Below are 16,563 nucleotides of genomic sequence, written 5' to 3' on the forward strand. Positions count from 1 at the left end.
ATGAATTTGGCAGTGGGATTTATATTTTGGACATCAATCTATCGGGCATATTTATATGGGGTGAAGTTTACTGGTTGTGGATGTGTGCATGGACATGTTTTGCCATATAAAAATAAATTCTGCTTTTGATTTAGGTGGCATTGAATTTGGAATCTGGCTGAGGTAGATGTGGAATATTTAGCATCGCAAATTTATTCACGAATTAACAGCGTGAAGCGCGAGGAATTTATAGCGGCTCTGGACGGGCTGATTCAGCGAGGTGGATTCGTTGTTCCAGATGGCGCAAAAATTAATCTTTTCCTCAGGTAAGCGAAATATTTCTCTTCTTGCGTGCTGATACGCAATCGTTCCGATTGCGCTGTCATTAGGTGGCGATCGGCTTTCTGCAAGGGGGCTCCTCATGGTTTTTGGAATACCCGCGGAGAGAGTGCAGCTACGCTTCGGTTCCGAAAATCAATGGTAGTAATTTCAAATAGGAATGTTTGTGATGACGAAATTCACGCGCCTGGCGCTTGTGGCGGCCATTAGCGCCAGTTTTGGTACGGCAGCTTTTGCTTTGGAACATGGTTCATGGTCGTATGGCGGTAATACTGGGCCACATGAATGGTCGCAACTCAGCGAAAAAAACAAGCTGTGTCAGAGCGGTCTGCAACAGTCGCCGGTTTCACTTAAGAGCAAAAAAGCGAAGAAGGTCAAAGCCACCGATATCAAACTTGAATACCGCGATAGCGCTGCGAAGATGGTCAATAATGGCCACACGATTGAAGTCGATTTGCCGGGTGATGGGAACGATATCAAGATTAAGGGCGATAGCTACGAGCTTGCACAGTTTCATTTCCATACGCCAAGCGAACACGAATTGGACGGCAAGCACTTCCCGATGGAACTCCATATGGTGAACAAAGACCATGACGGCAATATCGCCGTGATCGGCGTGTTTATCCGTGAGGGCAAGGAAAACAAGGCACTGGCCTCGCTTTTCTCAAAGCTGCCTGGTAAGGGTGCGGATGGTGTTGCCGTGCGGATTAATCCGGCAGATCTGTTACCAGCCGATCACAAAGGCCTGTTTTACACCGGCTCGCTGACCACCCCTCCATGCACAGAGAACGTTCACTGGCTGGTGCTGGAAGAGCCGATCGAAATGTCGGCAGAGCAGATTCAGGCATTCCGCAAGGAGTTTCCTGATAACCACCGTCCGGTGCAGCCGTTCAATGGCCGCAAGACAGTCGAAGAAGACAATGCGCTTTAATCCCATGGGTTTCTGATCCTGACGCGTGCCGGTCTTGGGGCTGGCACGCATCGATGATCGCGCGATGACAAAGATTGCAGACAGTTTTAATGCAGAATTCAGCGAATAAATCGCACCGGGAAAGCAGACCGAAAGAAATCTGTTCCCGTAAAAATACAGTGTGACTAGCCACGGATGACAAAGCCTGAATGCTGCGTGATACTGCCGCAGCGGTGAGCCGCAAGATATAAATCGCAATGGCATGTTCACCGTTTCAGCGGCTTTATTCACATTAACGAATGTTGTCCAGTTGGGGAGTTACTCATGCAGAAAATCATCGCCTCGCTTATTACTACGATCGTCGCGCTGGGGTCGATTCAGGCCTTTGCCCAGGCATCGGATGCAGCAGCACCTGCGGCTGCTGCTAGCGCGGCTAAGCCGAAGCATTCTCACAAACATCTGAAAACGCACGGCAAGCGTGCGAGCGTTTCGGAAGCTGCGTCGGCTGCTGGGACGAACGACAAAGGCGCACCGCAATAACGCGCTGGCAGGACATGGATGACCGCGGGAGTATTCCCGCGTGATGAACGCCCAATGAAATTCATTGGGCGTTTTGCATTCTGGGCGAGGCTTGAAGTTGAAGCCGCGCAAGGGGAAACGTGCGACTTGCTGCGGGAGACGGCGAGCAACGCTGGGAGGATGGCTGGCATCTGGAGCACGCAGCCGCAGCCACCGCCGCTTGACGCCTTATATCTATGGCCTCTTACGCGGCTTTGTCTCCCAGTCCACGTTGCAGCACTTCACTCAGCAAACCGGTCATTCCTTCCGGATGTGATGCAGCGAGTGTTTTGAGCTGTTCGACCAGATTCACATTGAGCTTGCAGGCGAAGGGCACGAGCCCTTGCGCTTGATCTGCCCGGCGCTGTTCGCGGCGATCAATTTTGGGCGCTGCTGCGCCTTTGCCATAACGGTCGGCGCTGTCCTGCTTCATGGTCTGATTGAGTTTGAGTGCCTTGTTTTTTTCAAGGTCGGTTTTTTTCATTGCCATAAGAAATATCTCTGTTATCTCAGTTGAAAGTCAGCCCGCATTGTACGCACCGCATTGCATCCTGCGAAAACCGTATAGAACTTGGCGTGGGCGCGCCGCCAGGGTGCTCGCAACGAAATGCTAAAGCCAGCGCATAATCCCGCTCTTATCTCATATTTGGCGTTGGGTCTCATGAGCTTGCATACGTGGTGGCTATTTGCTGTAACGGTATTTGTGGTTTGCGCGATTCCTGGTCCGAACATGTTGCTCGTGATGACACATGGCGCGCGTCATGGTTTGCGCCGCTCCAGCGCGACGATGGCGGGTTGCCTGTCCGCGTTGATTCTCATGGTGTCGGTTTCGGCAGCTGGGCTGGGTGTGTTTTTGCAGGAATGGCCTGCCACGTTCAACGCGCTGCGTCTGGCGGGGGCGGCCTATCTGGTCTATCTGGGCATCAAGACCTGGCGCGCCAGGACTGACGTTGTGACGCCGGTTAATACAGCAACGGCAATGACAACGGGTATGGCGGCAGCAAGGTCAGCCCATTCACGTGTTGCACTTTTTCGTCATGGCTTTCTGGTGGCGAGCAGCAATCCGAAAGCGATTTTGTTTGCCGCCGCGTTACTGCCCCAGTTCATTGATACCGGACGGCCGGTGCTGGCGCAGTTCGGTGTTCTGGTTATCACGCTCGCGGTGGTGGAAGTGAGCTGGTATCTGGTTTATGCCGGTTTCGGTGCGCGCATTGGCGTTGCGCTCAAGAGTCAGCGGGTGGCGAAAGCATTCAACCGGCTGACAGGGGGTGTGTTCGTGGGGTTCGGCGCGGTGATGGCACTGGTGCGGCATTGAGGCGAATCGTAGCGGGGGAGACAAGGATAATATTGATATGTTGCATTGCACAATATCTTTTGCTATATTCCTTTTCGTCTCCTCCATGTCTTCTCTGATATGGATTCAGCCCGCCAACTATGGCGGGCTTTTTTTATCTGATCTTTTCTGGCCTGGATGCGTTTAGTTGCCGCAACACCTGTAAGGCTGTCTTCAGGCGTTGCCGCATTGGCTCTGGCCTAGTGTTTTAAGCCACGGTCTTCATCTGCTCCGATACAGAGATTCATGCACTGTATGGCCGCACCTGATGCGCCTTTGCCCAGGTTATCGAGCCGGGCAACGGTAACGAATCGTTCTTCGTTGCCGAAGACGAACAAATCGACCCGGTTGGTCCCGTTATTGGCTTGCACATCGAAAAAGCCCTCGTCCAGGTTTGCCTCGGCATTGAATGGCGCGACCCTGACAAATGCTTCGTTGGCGTAGTACTGCGCAAATAGCGCTTGAACGGCTTGTGGCGTTACCGGCTGAGCCATCTGGCTGGATGAAAAATAGGTTGTAACTGCTAACCCCTGATAAAAGTTGCCGACGATCGGGGTGAATACGGGCGGTTGTAGCAGCCCCGTATGGGCGGCCATTTCCGGCAAATGTTTGTGCGTCAGGCCAAGCGCATACGGGCGAGGGCTGTCGAGCCGTGCATCGTTCTTCGCTTCGTAATCGGCGATCATTTTTTTGCCGCCACCGCTGTAGCCCGTGATGGAGTAGCTGTGCGCCGCGAATGCAGGGACGATCAGGCCTGCTTCAACCAGCGGGCGCATGGCCAGCACGAAGGCGGAGGCATGACAGCCAGGCACGGCGATGCGTTTGGCATGACGGATTCGTTCGCGCTGGGCGGGTGCCAGTTCGGGCAGGCCATAAGCCCAGTCGGCACTGGTACGAAACGCGGTGCTGGCGTCGATCAACACGGTGTGCGGGTTATCGACGAGCGCAGCGGATTCGCGCGAAGCTGTATCCGGCAGGCATAAAAATGTTACGTCTGAGGAATTGATGAGGCGGCGACGCTCACCGAGATCTTTGCGTTTGGCATCGTCGATCCGCAAGATTTCGACGTCAGTGCGCGGCGACAGGTATTCGAATATTTTCAGGCCGGTGGTGCCTTCCTGTCCGTCGACAAAAACTTTAGTGCTCATTTCGGTCTCGCTGGTTTAGCTGGCGTGCAAGGGTAACGGGGATGCTGGAGCGCCATTCTAAAACCTCGTTGTGCAATATGGGTAAAAGAACATGACCGGGGCAAGTGTCTACCCTTGTCACGCCATTAGCCTGGCAAGGGTTTTAGCATGGCAGCGTGTGACAGCACGGATGGATGTGGTGCCAGTCTAGATCCAGGTTTTCGCCGGCGAATTCACAGAAAATTGATATCGCCAGTAAAATAACGCCCGGCAACGGCCGTTATAGATAGATAACCCTGGTATGAATGTGGGTTTGTGTAATGAACTGAGCGCGCTGTTGTAAAAGCGGGCTTGGGTCGGGCAGTAGCAGTTGAGGTGACCTTGGACGAAATGCCGTGATCTTGCGGCATATACATTTGGGTCAGTAAGGCCATAGCGGAACGGCAGATCATCGGGGGGATGAATGGCACCGATGCAGCTCCTGTGAATGGCTGCAGTTTGTGGCAGTTGCCCGGCTGAGCACACATGGCCTGATGCAATCAGCATGGCTGTTGGCTCCGGTTAGCTCCATGATCGCGCGCCTTAAGCGTTAGCGCGGCAACGGTCTTCGTGAAATAAGTAGACCTCGGATGACACAGAGTGAAATCGGCTATAGTCGGACGAGCCGCATGCACGATGGAGTCGCAAGCAAATTAACAAATTTGAAACTTAGAATAGCTGCATGACTGAAGTATTGGGGCGTCGGTTATCGGTTGAAGGGAGTGCAATGCCAGATCCAGTCAGGGTCGTAGTAGCCGATGATCATCCGGTGATTTTATTTGGTGCAGAGCATGCGCTGCTTAAGTTTCCAGGAATCGAGGTAGTTGCGCGTGCGCGCCAGTCCACCGAGTTGGTCAAAAATACTGCAAACAGTGCCGTGCGATGTTTTAGTCACGGATCTCGCTATGCCTGGTGGGCAATTTGGCGATGGTTTGCCATTGATTGGCTATTTACGCCGGAATTTTCCTGTATTGCCTATCGTGGTGCTGACCATGCTGGAAAATGCAGCTTTGCTCAAGCGTTTAAATGATTTAGGCGTGATTTCGGTTGTCAATAAATCTGATGACTTAAGTCATATCGGCCTGGCCGTGCAGCATGTCTGTCGCAATATTGAGTACATGAGCCCGTCGGTTAAAACTTCGCTTGATGCATTGCGCATGAATGCCGGTGGCAAAAATGACGAAGTCATTTTGTCCCGGCGTGAACTGGAAGTGGTGCGACTGTTTGTTTCAGGGATGACGATCAAGGAGATCTCTGAGCAGCTCAACCGGAGCATCAAAACCATCAGCACGCAAAAAAATACAGCGATGCGCAAGTTGGGTCTGGACCGCGATTCCGAATTGTTTCAGTACGCGCAAAGCAACGGCCTGGCCAATTTGTCGTCATCTAGCGATGGTGACTAACGCCACCACGCGATAGCCCGGCTAGCAATCAGGCAACGGCACAGCACAAGGCCACCTGTCATGCATGATGACAGGTGGCCTTGTTGTTTGTTGGTGGCGCTCTGCGCGCGTTTCTTGCGGCTACGCTGAAACGGATCGAGCCGCAGTGCGCTTACTTGGGCGAGGTGGTGCCGCCATGGGCCGCTGACCATTCAGCGGGTGCGTGCAGGAACTTCTCCACTTCATCGAGCACTTTGGTGTCGAAATAACCCGAGGCCTTCGCTACCCGCAACACATCCCACCAGGTGGCCAGCGCGTGCAGATCGACGTCGATGTCTTTCAGCACCGATACGCTTTCTTTGAAGATGTTGTAGTGAAACAGCACGAAGCAGTGGTTCACCGTCGCGCCTGCTGTACGCAATGCGTTGATGAAGTTGATCTTGCTGCGGCTATCGGTGGTCAGGTCTTCAACCAGCAGCACGCGCTGGCCTTCGGTTAGCAACCCTTCGATTTGTGCATTACGGCCAAAACCTTTGGGCTTCTTCCGCACGTACTGCATCGGCACCATCAAACGGTCTGAGAGCCATGCCGCAAATGGAATGCCTGCAGTCTCGCCACCTGCGACAGCATCAATTTGCTCATAACCAACATCACGCAGGATCGTGGCCTCTGCCATTTCCATCAGGCCACGTCGAACGCGGGGATATGAAATCAGCTTGCGGCAGTCGATATAGACCGGGCTGGCCCAGCCAGAGGTGAAAATGTAAGGTTTGTCCGCATTGAAATGTACAGCCTGAACCTCCAGGAGCATTTTCGCGGTGGTGTCGGAGATCGTCTGACGATCGAAGCCTGTCATGAGGGCAATCCTTGGATTTTGAAAGCGGAAGGAGGCACGCAGCCCGGCACGTGGCCCGATGGGCAAGCCAGGTGACGATGTGCTGTGAGGTGCTGCCGGGTGTAGTCAGGACAGGGCGGGGCCAACCCGCCTGCCAAGCCTATGCCAGGCGCGTAGCCCAGCAGTTTACCCGATTCAGCCGGGGCCGACGAGGCGTTCCACAGCCGTCCAACGCTATATCGGGACTGTGCTACTTGGTATTTCAGCGCCCTGGGAGGGCCTGTGCGCGGTGTACACTGGCCGCCCCGCAAAAGCTCTGCGCTGTCTTGTTTGCCGCTCAGTGTCGCCGTCGCGCCCAACCGGCGCGAGCGTGACCCGGTCGCAGTCGATTACCCCTTCGATCCTTGCAAGCAATGTATTCAGCCACGAGCAGGGCTTTATCTACTTACGTCTCGCAGGCTAAAACATGGACGAACAACTGAAGCAAAGCGCTCTCGCGTATCACCAGAACCCGAAACCAGGCAAGATCTCGGTCACGCCAACCAAGCCACTGTCGAACCAGCTCGATTTGTCGCTGGCGTATTCGCCGGGGGTTGCGGCGGCATGCGAGGCGATATTTGCCAATCCCCTCGACGCGCAAAAGTACACCTCGCGCGGCAACCTGGTGGGCGTGATTACAAACGGCACGGCGGTGCTCGGGCTCGGTAATATCGGGCCGCTGGCAGCCAAGCCAGTAATGGAAGGCAAGGGTTGCCTGTTCAAAAAATTCGCGGGTATCGACGTGTTCGATATCGAACTGGACGAATCTGATCCGGACAAGCTGGTCGATGCGATCGCCATGCTGGAGCCCACGCTAGGCGGGATCAATCTCGAAGACATCAAGGCACCTGAGTGCTTCTACATCGAGAAAAAGCTCCGTGAGCGGATGAAGATCCCGGTGTTCCACGATGACCAGCATGGGACGGCGATTATTGCGTCAGCCGCGATCCTCAATGGTTTGAAAGTCGTTGGCAAAAAGCTCGATGAAGTGAAGCTGGTGTGTTCCGGCGCGGGTGCTGCGGCGATCGCCTGCCTTGATTTGCTGGTGCATCTGGGGCTGTCGAAAAAGAACGTGTTGGTTGCTGATTCAAAAGGCGTGATTTACGAAGGGCGGGGCAATCTCGATCCTTCCAAAGAACGTTATGCCGCTACAACCGAGGCGCGCACGCTGGCCGACGCAATTCGCGGCGCCGATGTGTTTCTTGGCTGTTCCAGCGCTGGCGTGCTGAAGCCCGAGATGGTCATGGAGATGGGCACGCAACCATTGATCCTCGCGCTGGCCAATCCCGAGCCTGAAATCCGTCCTGAAGATGCGAAGAAGGTCCGTCCTGACTGCATCATCGCCACGGGCCGTTCGGATTACCCGAATCAGGTCAACAACGTGCTGTGTTTTCCTTTCATCTTCCGCGGCGCACTGGACGTTGGTGCGACGACGATTACCGAAGAGATGAAACTGGCATGCGTGCGCGCAATCGCTGAGCTGGCGGAAGAAACCGATCAGGGCGATGAAGTAGCCAAAGCATATGAAGGTCATTCGCTCGAATTCGGTCCGGAATATCTGATCCCGAAGCCGTTTGATCCACGTCTCATCATCAAGATTGCGCCTGCCGTGGCGCAGGCGGCGATGGATTCGGGCGTGGCCACGCGTCCGATCAAGGACATGGATGCCTACCGCGAAGAACTGGGCACGACGGTGTACCGCACTGGCATGGTGATGCGGCCGGTATTCGCCGCGGCGCGGGAGCAGGTTGCGCGCATCGTGTTCGCCGAAGGCGAGGACGAGCGCGTGCTGCGCGCTGCGCAGTTTGTGCTACTGGAAAAAATTGCCCGGCCAATCATCATCGGCCGCCCTGCGGTGGTGGAGATGCGTCTGAAGAAGATGGGCTCGAAGCTGCGCTGCGGCGAAGACTTCGAAATCGTCAATCCTGAGGACGACCCGCGTTACCAGAAATGCTGGCAGGAATATCACGAGATTGGCGCGCGCGAGGGGGTCACGCCCGAAGTGGCGAAAGCAGCGATGCGCAAGTTCAACACGCTGATTGGTGCGATCCTGGTGCGCCTGGGCGATGCGGACGGCATGATCTGCGGCATGATCGACACGTACCACAGCCATTTGAAGCTGATTGAGCAGGTGCTGGGCAAGGCGGACAACGCGCAGAGCCTCGCGGCGATGAACCTGCTGATGTTGCCAGGACGCAATCTGTTTATCTGCGATACCTACGTGAATGAACTGCCGAGTGCTGAGCAACTTGCTGACATGACCGTGCTGGCTGCGCGGGAAATCGAAAAATTTGGCATCACGCCGAAGGTCGCATTGCTGTCCAATTCGAATTTCGGCAGTGCGCCATCAGCGTCTTCGCAGCGGATGGCAGCGGCACGCAAGCTGATCGTGCAACGTGCGCCAGGCCTCGAAATTGACGGCGAAATGCATGGTGATGCGGCGTTGTCTGAAGCGGTGCGCAAGGCGGCATTCCCAGGTTCGGCGCTGACTGGCGAAGCCAATCTGCTCATCATGCCGAACGTCGAAGCGGCAAACATCACCTACAACCTGCTGAAGATGATCGGCGGTGATGGCGTAACGGTTGGCCCATTCCTGCTCGGCGTAGAAAAGCCGGTGCATATCCTGACGCCCGCCGCTACGGTGCGACGCATCATCAACATGACGGCTGTCGCAGCCGCTAACGTTCGCGCAAGCTAATTAGCTGCTGCGCCTGCTGCGGCCTGGTGCGTATGGCTGGAAGCAGCAACGGGAACGCAGGTGCTTTGAACGGTGGTCCAGGTTGGAAGAAAGCGCCATGGAAGACTATTTCCATGGCGCTTTTTACTTTTTATTGTGTTGCTTGTGCGAGCACTTGCCGCAAAGCGTCATGCCGCGTGCCGCGCATGGCCTCCGCCAGGTGCTCTCCAGCGGAGTAGCAACGCGTGCCATTTAACGCGCACCACGCTTAGGTTGTGATCTTTCACGTGACCATAGCCGCGGATTTCATCGGGCAGACTGGCCAGTTCGATCGCCAGTGGCACCCGTTCAGCATTCAGGCTGCCCAGCAGCTCTGCCACGAGAGCCTCGTATTCGCCGATCAGCGCGCGTTCAGTGCGCCGCTCCGCCGTATGGCCGAAAGGGTCTAGCGGGCTGCCGCGCAGGAATTTCAGCTTGGCCAGCACCCGGAACACGTTTAAAAGCCACGGCCCGTATTGCTTTTTCACTAGATGCCCATGCGCATCTTTTTTCGCCAATAACGGCGGCGCGAGATAGAACTTCAGCTTCCAGTTGCCTTCGAACTGCGCTGCAAGTTTTTCGATGAAGGCTGGATCAGCATGAAGACGCGCGACCTCATACTCATCCTTGTAGGCCATTAGCTTGTACAGATTGCGTGCGACGGCTTCGCTCAGCGGTTCGTGCGGGGTGCCGCTAGCATCGGGTGGGTTCAGGGCGCGCTCGACGGTACGAACCCGCTCGATCAGCGCACTGTAGCGTTGCGCATAGGCGCTGTTCTGATACGCAGTGAGCGCCGTGACGCGCGTGGCGATCAGCGTATCCAGCGCTTTCCGGGTATGCAACGTGATGACGGTCGCACTGTTCTCTGCTCTGGAAGCGCCGCTGGCCGCGGCAGCCATGCGTTGCACGGCCGCTGGATCATGTGCCGTGCGCCGGCCCCATTCGAATGCGGCGAGATTCTTCTCGACTTGCACTGCGTTGAGTTCGATGGCGCGTACCAGTGACTGGCAGGCGAGCGGCACCCAGCCTTTTTGCCATGCATAGCCCAGTACAAATGGATTCGTATAAATCGCGTCACCCAGCAGCGTGACGGCGAAGTGATGGGCGTCAACGCTATCGACGTTGGCGTCGCCCGCCGCCAGTTTCACGTCGGCTTGCGCGTTTGAGCCAGGAAAGCGCCAGTGCGGATTTTTGATGAATTCGGCTGTTGGTGTCGGTGCGCTATTTAGCACGACACGGGTCTGGCCGAGCTGCATCCGCGACAGGCATTCATTACTGGCACTCACAATTGCATCGCAGCCAATCACGAGCCTTGCATCACCCATGGCAATGCGCGTCGCGTGGATCTCCTCAGGCTGGTTGGCGATCTGCACATGGCTCATCACGGCCCCGCCTTTTTGTGCGAGCCCGGTGACATCGAGCACCGTGACACCCTTGTTTTCCAGATGGGCCGCCATCCCAAGCAGCGCGCCGATGGTCACGACACCCGTACCGCCGACGCCTGTCACGAGCACACCGTAAGGTCGTTCAATCACTGGCAGGCTGGGCTCAGGCAGGGGCGGCAGCGCGTCGTAGCCGATTCCGGACGCCGCGCGGGGTTTACGTAACTGGCCGCCTTCGACCGAAACAAAGCTCGGGCAAAACCCTTTCAGGCAGGAAAAGTCCTTGTTGCAACTGGACTGGTTAATTTGCCGCTTGGTGCCGAATTCGGTTTCGAGCGGCTCTACCGATAGGCAGTTCGATTGCACCGAGCAATCCCCGCAACCTTCGCAGACTGCCGGGTTAATCACGACGCGCTTAGCCGGATCTGGATACGCACCGCGTTTGCGGCGGCGGCGTTTTTCGGTGGCGCAGGTCTGGTCGTAGATCAAGATCGTGGTGCCAGCGATCTCGCGGAGTTCACGCTGCACGTCATCTAGCTGGTCACGGTGATGAATCGTCACACCCGGCGCGAGCTGGGTGGTGCTGTGGTATTTCTCCGGCTCGTCGGTGACGATCACGATTTTTGTAGCACCCTCAGCGGCCAGCTGATGCGAGATCTGCGGCACGGTTAACACGCCGTCAACAGGCTGGCCGCCGGTCATCGCCACGGCGTCGTTATAGAGAATCTTGTAGGTGATGCTGGTTTTGGACGCGATGGCGGCGCGAATCGCCAGCAAGCCCGAATGAAAATACGTGCCATCGCCCAGGTTGACGAACACGTGCTTGTCGTCAGTGAACGGTGCCTGCCCGATCCACGCAACGCCTTCACCGCCCATCTGGCTAAACGTGCTTGTGCTGCGATCCATCCAGAGCGTCATGTAGTGACAGCCGATGCCAGCCATCGCGCGGGAACCGTCGGGGACATTGGTCGAGGTGTTATGCGGGCAACCGGAGCAAAACCATGGCTTGCGTTCCGCTTCGACGCGCGGCAGCGCCAGCGCGCGCTCTTTGGCCTCGATCACTGCGATGCGTGTGGCAATGCGGCTGCGCACATCGGCGGGCAGATCGAATTTGCTTAGCCGCGTGGCAATCGCTTTGGCGATGATGGCGGGAGACAGCTCGTAGTGCGCAGGTAGCAGCCAGTTGCCCATCGGGACGGACCATTCGCCACCGGCCCCGTCTTTTTCATCGAATTTGCCGTAGACCCGTGGCCGTTGCGTATCAGGCCAGTTGTACAGCTCTTCCTTGATCGCGTATTCGAGAATCTGGCGTTTTTCTTCGATTACCAGAATTTCCTCCAGCCCACGGGCGAAGGCCTGCGCGCCTTGGGCTTCGAGTGGCCAGACACACCCCACTTTGTAGAGACGAATGCCAAGGCGAACACAGGTTGCGTCATCAAGACCGAGGTCGGCGAGCGCCTGACGCACATCGAGATATGCCTTGCCGGCTGTCATGATGCCGAAGCGCGCCTGAGGTGAGTCAATCTCCACCCGGTCGAGCTTGTTGGCCCGCACATAGGCGAGTGCCGCATACCATTTGTAGTCAAGCAGACGGGCTTCCTGCACCAAGGGCGGATCGGGCCAGCGAATATTCAATCCGCCGTCTGGCATGGCGAAGTCGTTGGGTAAAACGATTTGCAGGCGATGGGGATCAATGTCGACTGAAGCAGAGGACTCGACCACATCCGTCACGCACTTCATCGCAGCCCAAAGGCCTGAATAGCGGCTCATGGCCCAGCCGTGCAGACCGAAGTCGAGATATTCCTGCACGTTCGATGGAAACAGCACCGGCAAGCCGTAAGCCTTTAAAACGTGCTCCGACTGATGAGCGAGCGTAGAGGATTTGGCGGCGTGATCGTCGCCGACCAGCGCCAGCACACCGCCGTGTTGCGCTGATCCCGCTGAATTGCCGTGCTTGAACACGTCACCGGAGCGGTCAACGCCTGGGCCCTTGCCGTACCACATTGAAAAAACGCCGTCGAAGCGAGCGCCTGGATACAGGTTGACTTGCTGTGAGCCCCAGACGGCAGTGGCGGCGAGATCTTCGTTAATGCCTGGCTGGAATACGACGTTGTGTGCGGCAAGATGCGTTTTGGCTTTCCACAACGATTGATCGAGAGCCCCTAGTGGGGAGCCCCGATAGCCAGAGATAAACCCCGCAGTGTTGAGTCCGGCAGCCCGGTCGCGTTCTTGTTGCAGCATCGGCAGGCGCACGAGCGCCTGGATGCCACTCATGTAAGCGCGGCCATGTTCCAGGGTGTATTTGTCATCGAGCGTGACTGAAGATAACGCGGCCTCGAGTGAGGCTCGCTGACCAGCGTCTAGCGGGGCATTCATTATTTGTTCTCCTCCATCCAGTTTGGGATCACCAAAACTTTAGGCTGCAGCATCTTGTGGACGCCTTAACCGCGCGCGTCATAGTGACGTCTTTCCAACGATGGTAGCACTGGGATAAACCCGTCGTGCCGCTGCCGCGTGGCAATGCACTGTGAAAAACGAAGCCATGATTCAGATCCTGGCCCGGTGCGGGGGAGTATCCGGGCAGTACTCGGGCTGTACTTCTTGTAACAAGATCAAAACTGGAAAACGGAACCCGGCATGAGAGCGCTGTCTAATCCCCCTCCTGTGCAATGTCACGCGAATGCCTTATCACCTGGCGATACTTCGCAGCAACAGGTAGCTATACAAGGAGTTAACTTATGCATACCCGTAATATTCAGACCTTCCTCATGGTTTCCGCCGCATTCTTCGCAATGAATGTGCCAGTTCGAGCCCACAGCGCTGGGGCGCTGGCTAATGCCGTAACCTGCTCGACACGGGCGGCATCCGCCCAACCGTCGGCTTCTACTTCTACTTCCGTTGCCGCTTCTGCTTCTCTTGAGACCAGACAGAATTCGCTTTCATGACGCGTCGCATTGCGACGGGTTGAGTGGTTCACGCGCTGACTGTTTTTGCCCATAGGCATAAAACAAGCGTGCAGCGCAAAAAAGGCGAGGATCGCAAGATCCCCGCCTTTTTCATGATGTTGGTGCCGGGCCGGAAACGCTAAACCTTGTCCTGCACCACGCCTCGCCGAATTTGGTCTAGCTCAATCGACTCGAACAGCGCCTTGAAGTTACCTTCGCCAAATCCTTGATTGCCCTTGCGCTGAATAATTTCAAAGAAAATCGGTCCGATCTGGTTCTCGGTAAAGATTTGCAGCAATAAATCTTCCTGAGCCCCGTCGATCAGGATTTTGCGTTGACGCAGCGCATCGAGCGATTCTCCGTGATTGGGCACACGCCGCTCCACCAGCTCATAGTAGGTATCAATCGTATCGAGCAAGGCGATATTAGATTCCCGCAAGCCGTCCACGGTTTGATAGATATCGTTACTCCCCAGCGCGATGTGCTGAATGCCTTCACCACGATAAGCGTCGAGATATTCCTGAATCTGTCCGGCGGTGTCGGAGCCTTCTTCATTGATTGGAATGCGAATCTTGCCGCAGGGCGAGGTCATTGCCTTGGACTTCACGCCAGTGACTTTGCCTTCGATATCGAAATAACGGACTTCCCGAAAATTGAAGAGCCGTTCGTAAAACTCCGCCCATTCCTGCATACGGCCCCGGTGCACGTTGTGCGTCAGATGGTCGATGTAGGTCAGGCCGTGACCGACTGGATTGGGATTTGCTCCAGCGATGGGTTCGAAATCCACGTCGTAGATGCCGATATCGCCGATGCTGTTGGGAGTCGCATTATTTTTGCCACGCCAGCGATCGACGAAATAAATCAGCGAATCGCCTACTCCCTTGATCGCCGGGATATTTAGCTCCATTGGCCCCGTTTTGTTATCGAAACCCCAGGCACCGAGTTCGAGCGCATGCCGATAGGCCTTGGCCGCATCTTGCACACGGAATGCAATGGCGCAGATGGAGGGGCCGTGCAAGCGTGCGAAGCGCTGTGCAAACGAATCTGGTTCAGCGTTGATAAGGAAATTGATTTCGCCCTGGCGGTATAGCGTTACGTCCTTGTGACGATGCCGTGCCACGGCCGTAAAGCCTAGTTGCTCGAACAACTGGCCTAGCGCTTTCGGGTCCGGAGCGGTGTATTCAATGAATTCGAAACCGTCGGTGCCGACGGGATTGTCCCAGGTGGATACCTTCATGTCTGTCTCCTGTAGGGCTATTGGGTGGTTGTGTTATTTGACCGAATGGCGCAAGTGTAAATGCCTCCGTGCGGCAAAAATTTGCGAAATTAATCGTTGGCCGATAGATTTGCGCTATTTTCAAGCGCTTTATGCCTATGGGACGATAGAAAATGGCTGATATCGAGATGGATGCAATAGACCGGCGTATTCTCGCCATTCTTCAGGAGAATGGCCGCTTGTCGAATCAGGAGATTGCCGAGCGCATCAGCCTTTCACCAAGCCCGTGTTTGCGCCGCATCAGACGGCTGGAAGAAGGCGGCGTGATTTGCGGCTATGTCGCATTGCTCGACGCGCAAAAGCTGGGCCTTGGCTTGCTGGCTTATGTCAATGTGCGGCTGGAAAAGCGCGGGGTGCCACTGGCAGGGGCGAATCAGGCTGGAGGTAACCCGCCGTGGGCACGCATCACCCATGCCGAGTGTTTTCGCGCGTCGGTGCAAACCTGGCCGGAAGTCGTGGCATGTCACGCCATGACGGGGGAGATGGATTATTTACTGCGCGTTCGGGTTGAAGACATGGCGCATTTTTCGCGCTTTATGCAGGAGCAGCTCCTACACCATCCGTCGGTGATCGACGTCAAGACCAGTTTTTCACTCGAAACCATTAAGGAAACAACGGCGGTGCCGATTCTTTAAGGGTGCCGGATTTTGTATTTGTCAGCGGGTGGGCGCGTGGGGCACCAACGGCATCAGCGGCGCTTATGCCGCGATGCCTGGGGGCAGGAACGACTCGATGATTTTCGATGCCTGGCGTGCTTGACGCTTTAGTGCGTAGTCGAATACCGCTGCTTGTTCCTGCAGCATTTCGCTCAGGATGCTCGATTGATCGGCTGGTGGCAGCGTTAGATAAGCATCGGCCTCGCCATGGGTGTATTCGATTTTCATCCCTGCTTTCCGGGCGATATGCATCATCGTCGCGTTGCGCGACAGGCAGTGCATATACAGCGTGCTGACGTGAGTGTTGCGGCTGCGGATGGCTGCCCGTTCGAACAGCTTTGAGCCAATGCCTTTACCGCGCGCGTTTTCCAGCACGGAGACGCCAAATTCAGCGGTACGTTCTTTATCTTCTGCGGGGAGATACGCCAAATGGCCAACACCGACTATCTGCAACTGGTTGTTGAATACGCCAAAAACGGTATCGCGGACGAAATCAATCATGCGCACGTAGTTGTCGATCACATGATCGGGCACGATTTGGCCAAAACGGAGCAGGCGGTCGTCTTCAGCTAGCGCGAGAAAGTGCTGCAAAAGACGGTCGCGGTCGTTGGAGGTCAGTTCCCGCACGAGCGCAGGCGAGCCGCTGGCGGCGTATAGCGGGCGCGCAGCCACAGCGGCTGGCATCTGGGCTTGGGTTATCGGCTGGTTCATGCTGGCTCTCCTTGAAACGGGCGAAATGGTGCGCCGCAAGATCGATTTTAGTCGATATGCTATTTGTGATTAGGGAAAACCCGTATTTAAATTGGAGTTCAGTTTCTAGTTATTTTTTGGGATGTTTTTAACTATTTGATTTTGCTGGATTAAATTTATGATTGGCGATGCGTGTTGCATGTCGCTTTGCGGCAACGAAGCTTCTATTTCATGCTGCTTTGCAAAGCCGGATGGCCGATTAGCCTAGATTGGTTCGGTTGGGGTTTTATGGCAGCGGGGACAATGCTGCTGTCGGGTGCCTTCGACTACGGCAATGGCTGCGATCAGCCGCCTGGA

The 16,563-nt window shown here is 55.8% G+C and carries 12 protein-coding genes and 1 pseudogene; 7 read left to right on the forward strand and 6 right to left on the reverse strand.

The window, feature by feature from the left end; all coding sequences use genetic code 11:
• Positions 1–487 precede the first annotated feature (487 nt).
• On the forward strand, positions 488–1,249 hold the full coding sequence (locus GH656_RS02135; RefSeq protein ID WP_174769675.1) for a carbonic anhydrase: 762 nt from the start codon (positions 488–490) through the stop codon (positions 1,247–1,249).
• A 303-nt stretch (positions 1,250–1,552) separates the two neighbouring features.
• Positions 1,553–1,768, forward strand: coding sequence for a hypothetical protein (locus tag GH656_RS02140; protein WP_153074379.1), 216 nt, complete (start codon positions 1,553–1,555; stop codon positions 1,766–1,768).
• Positions 1,769–1,991: 223 nt separating this feature from the next.
• Here the strand turns inward: GH656_RS02140 and GH656_RS02145 are convergent, their stop codons facing one another.
• The gene (locus tag GH656_RS02145) at positions 1,992–2,276 is read right to left on the reverse strand and encodes a hypothetical protein (RefSeq protein WP_153074380.1); all 285 of its coding nucleotides are present in this window, start codon (positions 2,274–2,276) and stop codon (positions 1,992–1,994) included.
• 171 nt (positions 2,277–2,447) lie between these two features.
• Between GH656_RS02145 and GH656_RS02150 the strand changes: the two genes are divergently transcribed.
• A complete protein-coding gene (locus GH656_RS02150; protein ID WP_153074381.1) occupies positions 2,448–3,101 on the forward strand; it encodes a LysE family translocator in 654 nt (217 codons plus the stop codon).
• A gap of 218 nt (positions 3,102–3,319) precedes the next feature.
• Here the strand turns inward: GH656_RS02150 and argC are convergent, their stop codons facing one another.
• Complete coding sequence (gene argC / locus GH656_RS02155) at positions 3,320–4,267, reverse strand: N-acetyl-gamma-glutamyl-phosphate reductase (RefSeq protein ID WP_153074382.1); 948 nt, start codon at positions 4,265–4,267, stop codon at positions 3,320–3,322.
• Between the two features lie 745 nt (positions 4,268–5,012).
• Between argC and GH656_RS02160 the strand changes: the two are divergent.
• Positions 5,013–5,688 (forward strand): annotated as a pseudogene (locus GH656_RS02160) (response regulator).
• Between the two features lie 151 nt (positions 5,689–5,839).
• On the opposite strand, the gene GH656_RS02165 reads toward GH656_RS02160, so the two are convergent.
• Complete coding sequence (locus tag GH656_RS02165) at positions 5,840–6,523, reverse strand: orotate phosphoribosyltransferase (protein WP_153074383.1); 684 nt, start codon at positions 6,521–6,523, stop codon at positions 5,840–5,842.
• Between the two features lie 445 nt (positions 6,524–6,968).
• Here GH656_RS02165 and GH656_RS02170 point away from each other — a divergent pair, with 445 nt between their 5' ends.
• Positions 6,969–9,239 (forward strand): NADP-dependent malic enzyme, encoded by a 2,271-nt coding sequence (locus tag GH656_RS02170; RefSeq protein WP_153074384.1) that lies wholly within the window; start codon positions 6,969–6,971, stop codon positions 9,237–9,239.
• A gap of 167 nt (positions 9,240–9,406) precedes the next feature.
• On the opposite strand, the gene GH656_RS02175 is transcribed toward GH656_RS02170, so the two are convergent.
• Positions 9,407–13,015 carry an indolepyruvate ferredoxin oxidoreductase family protein gene (locus tag GH656_RS02175; RefSeq protein WP_153074385.1) on the reverse strand — a complete coding sequence of 1,203 codons (3,609 nt, stop codon included), beginning with the start codon at positions 13,013–13,015 and terminating at the stop codon, positions 9,407–9,409.
• A gap of 362 nt (positions 13,016–13,377) precedes the next feature.
• Between GH656_RS02175 and GH656_RS18000 the strand changes: the two genes are divergently transcribed.
• Positions 13,378–13,584 carry a hypothetical protein gene (locus GH656_RS18000; protein WP_246184186.1) on the forward strand — a complete coding sequence of 69 codons (207 nt, stop codon included), beginning with the start codon at positions 13,378–13,380 and terminating at the stop codon, positions 13,582–13,584.
• A gap of 139 nt (positions 13,585–13,723) precedes the next feature.
• On the opposite strand, the gene hppD is transcribed toward GH656_RS18000, so the two are convergent.
• Positions 13,724–14,821 carry a 4-hydroxyphenylpyruvate dioxygenase gene (gene hppD, locus GH656_RS02185; protein ID WP_153074387.1) on the reverse strand — a complete coding sequence of 366 codons (1,098 nt, stop codon included), beginning with the start codon at positions 14,819–14,821 and terminating at the stop codon, positions 13,724–13,726.
• Positions 14,822–14,973: 152 nt separating this feature from the next.
• Here hppD and GH656_RS02190 point away from each other — a divergent pair, with 152 nt between their 5' ends.
• Positions 14,974–15,495 carry an Lrp/AsnC family transcriptional regulator gene (locus tag GH656_RS02190; protein ID WP_153074388.1) on the forward strand — a complete coding sequence of 174 codons (522 nt, stop codon included), beginning with the start codon at positions 14,974–14,976 and terminating at the stop codon, positions 15,493–15,495.
• A gap of 63 nt (positions 15,496–15,558) precedes the next feature.
• On the opposite strand, the gene GH656_RS02195 is transcribed toward GH656_RS02190, so the two are convergent.
• Entirely contained in the window at positions 15,559–16,200 is a 642-nt protein-coding gene (locus GH656_RS02195; protein ID WP_153076519.1) for a GNAT family N-acetyltransferase, read from the reverse strand.
• Positions 16,201–16,563: the final 363 nt, after the last annotated feature.

This window comes from Paraburkholderia bonniea, assembly GCF_009455625.1.
GTDB classification, from domain to species: domain Bacteria; phylum Pseudomonadota; class Gammaproteobacteria; order Burkholderiales; family Burkholderiaceae; genus Paraburkholderia; species Paraburkholderia bonniea.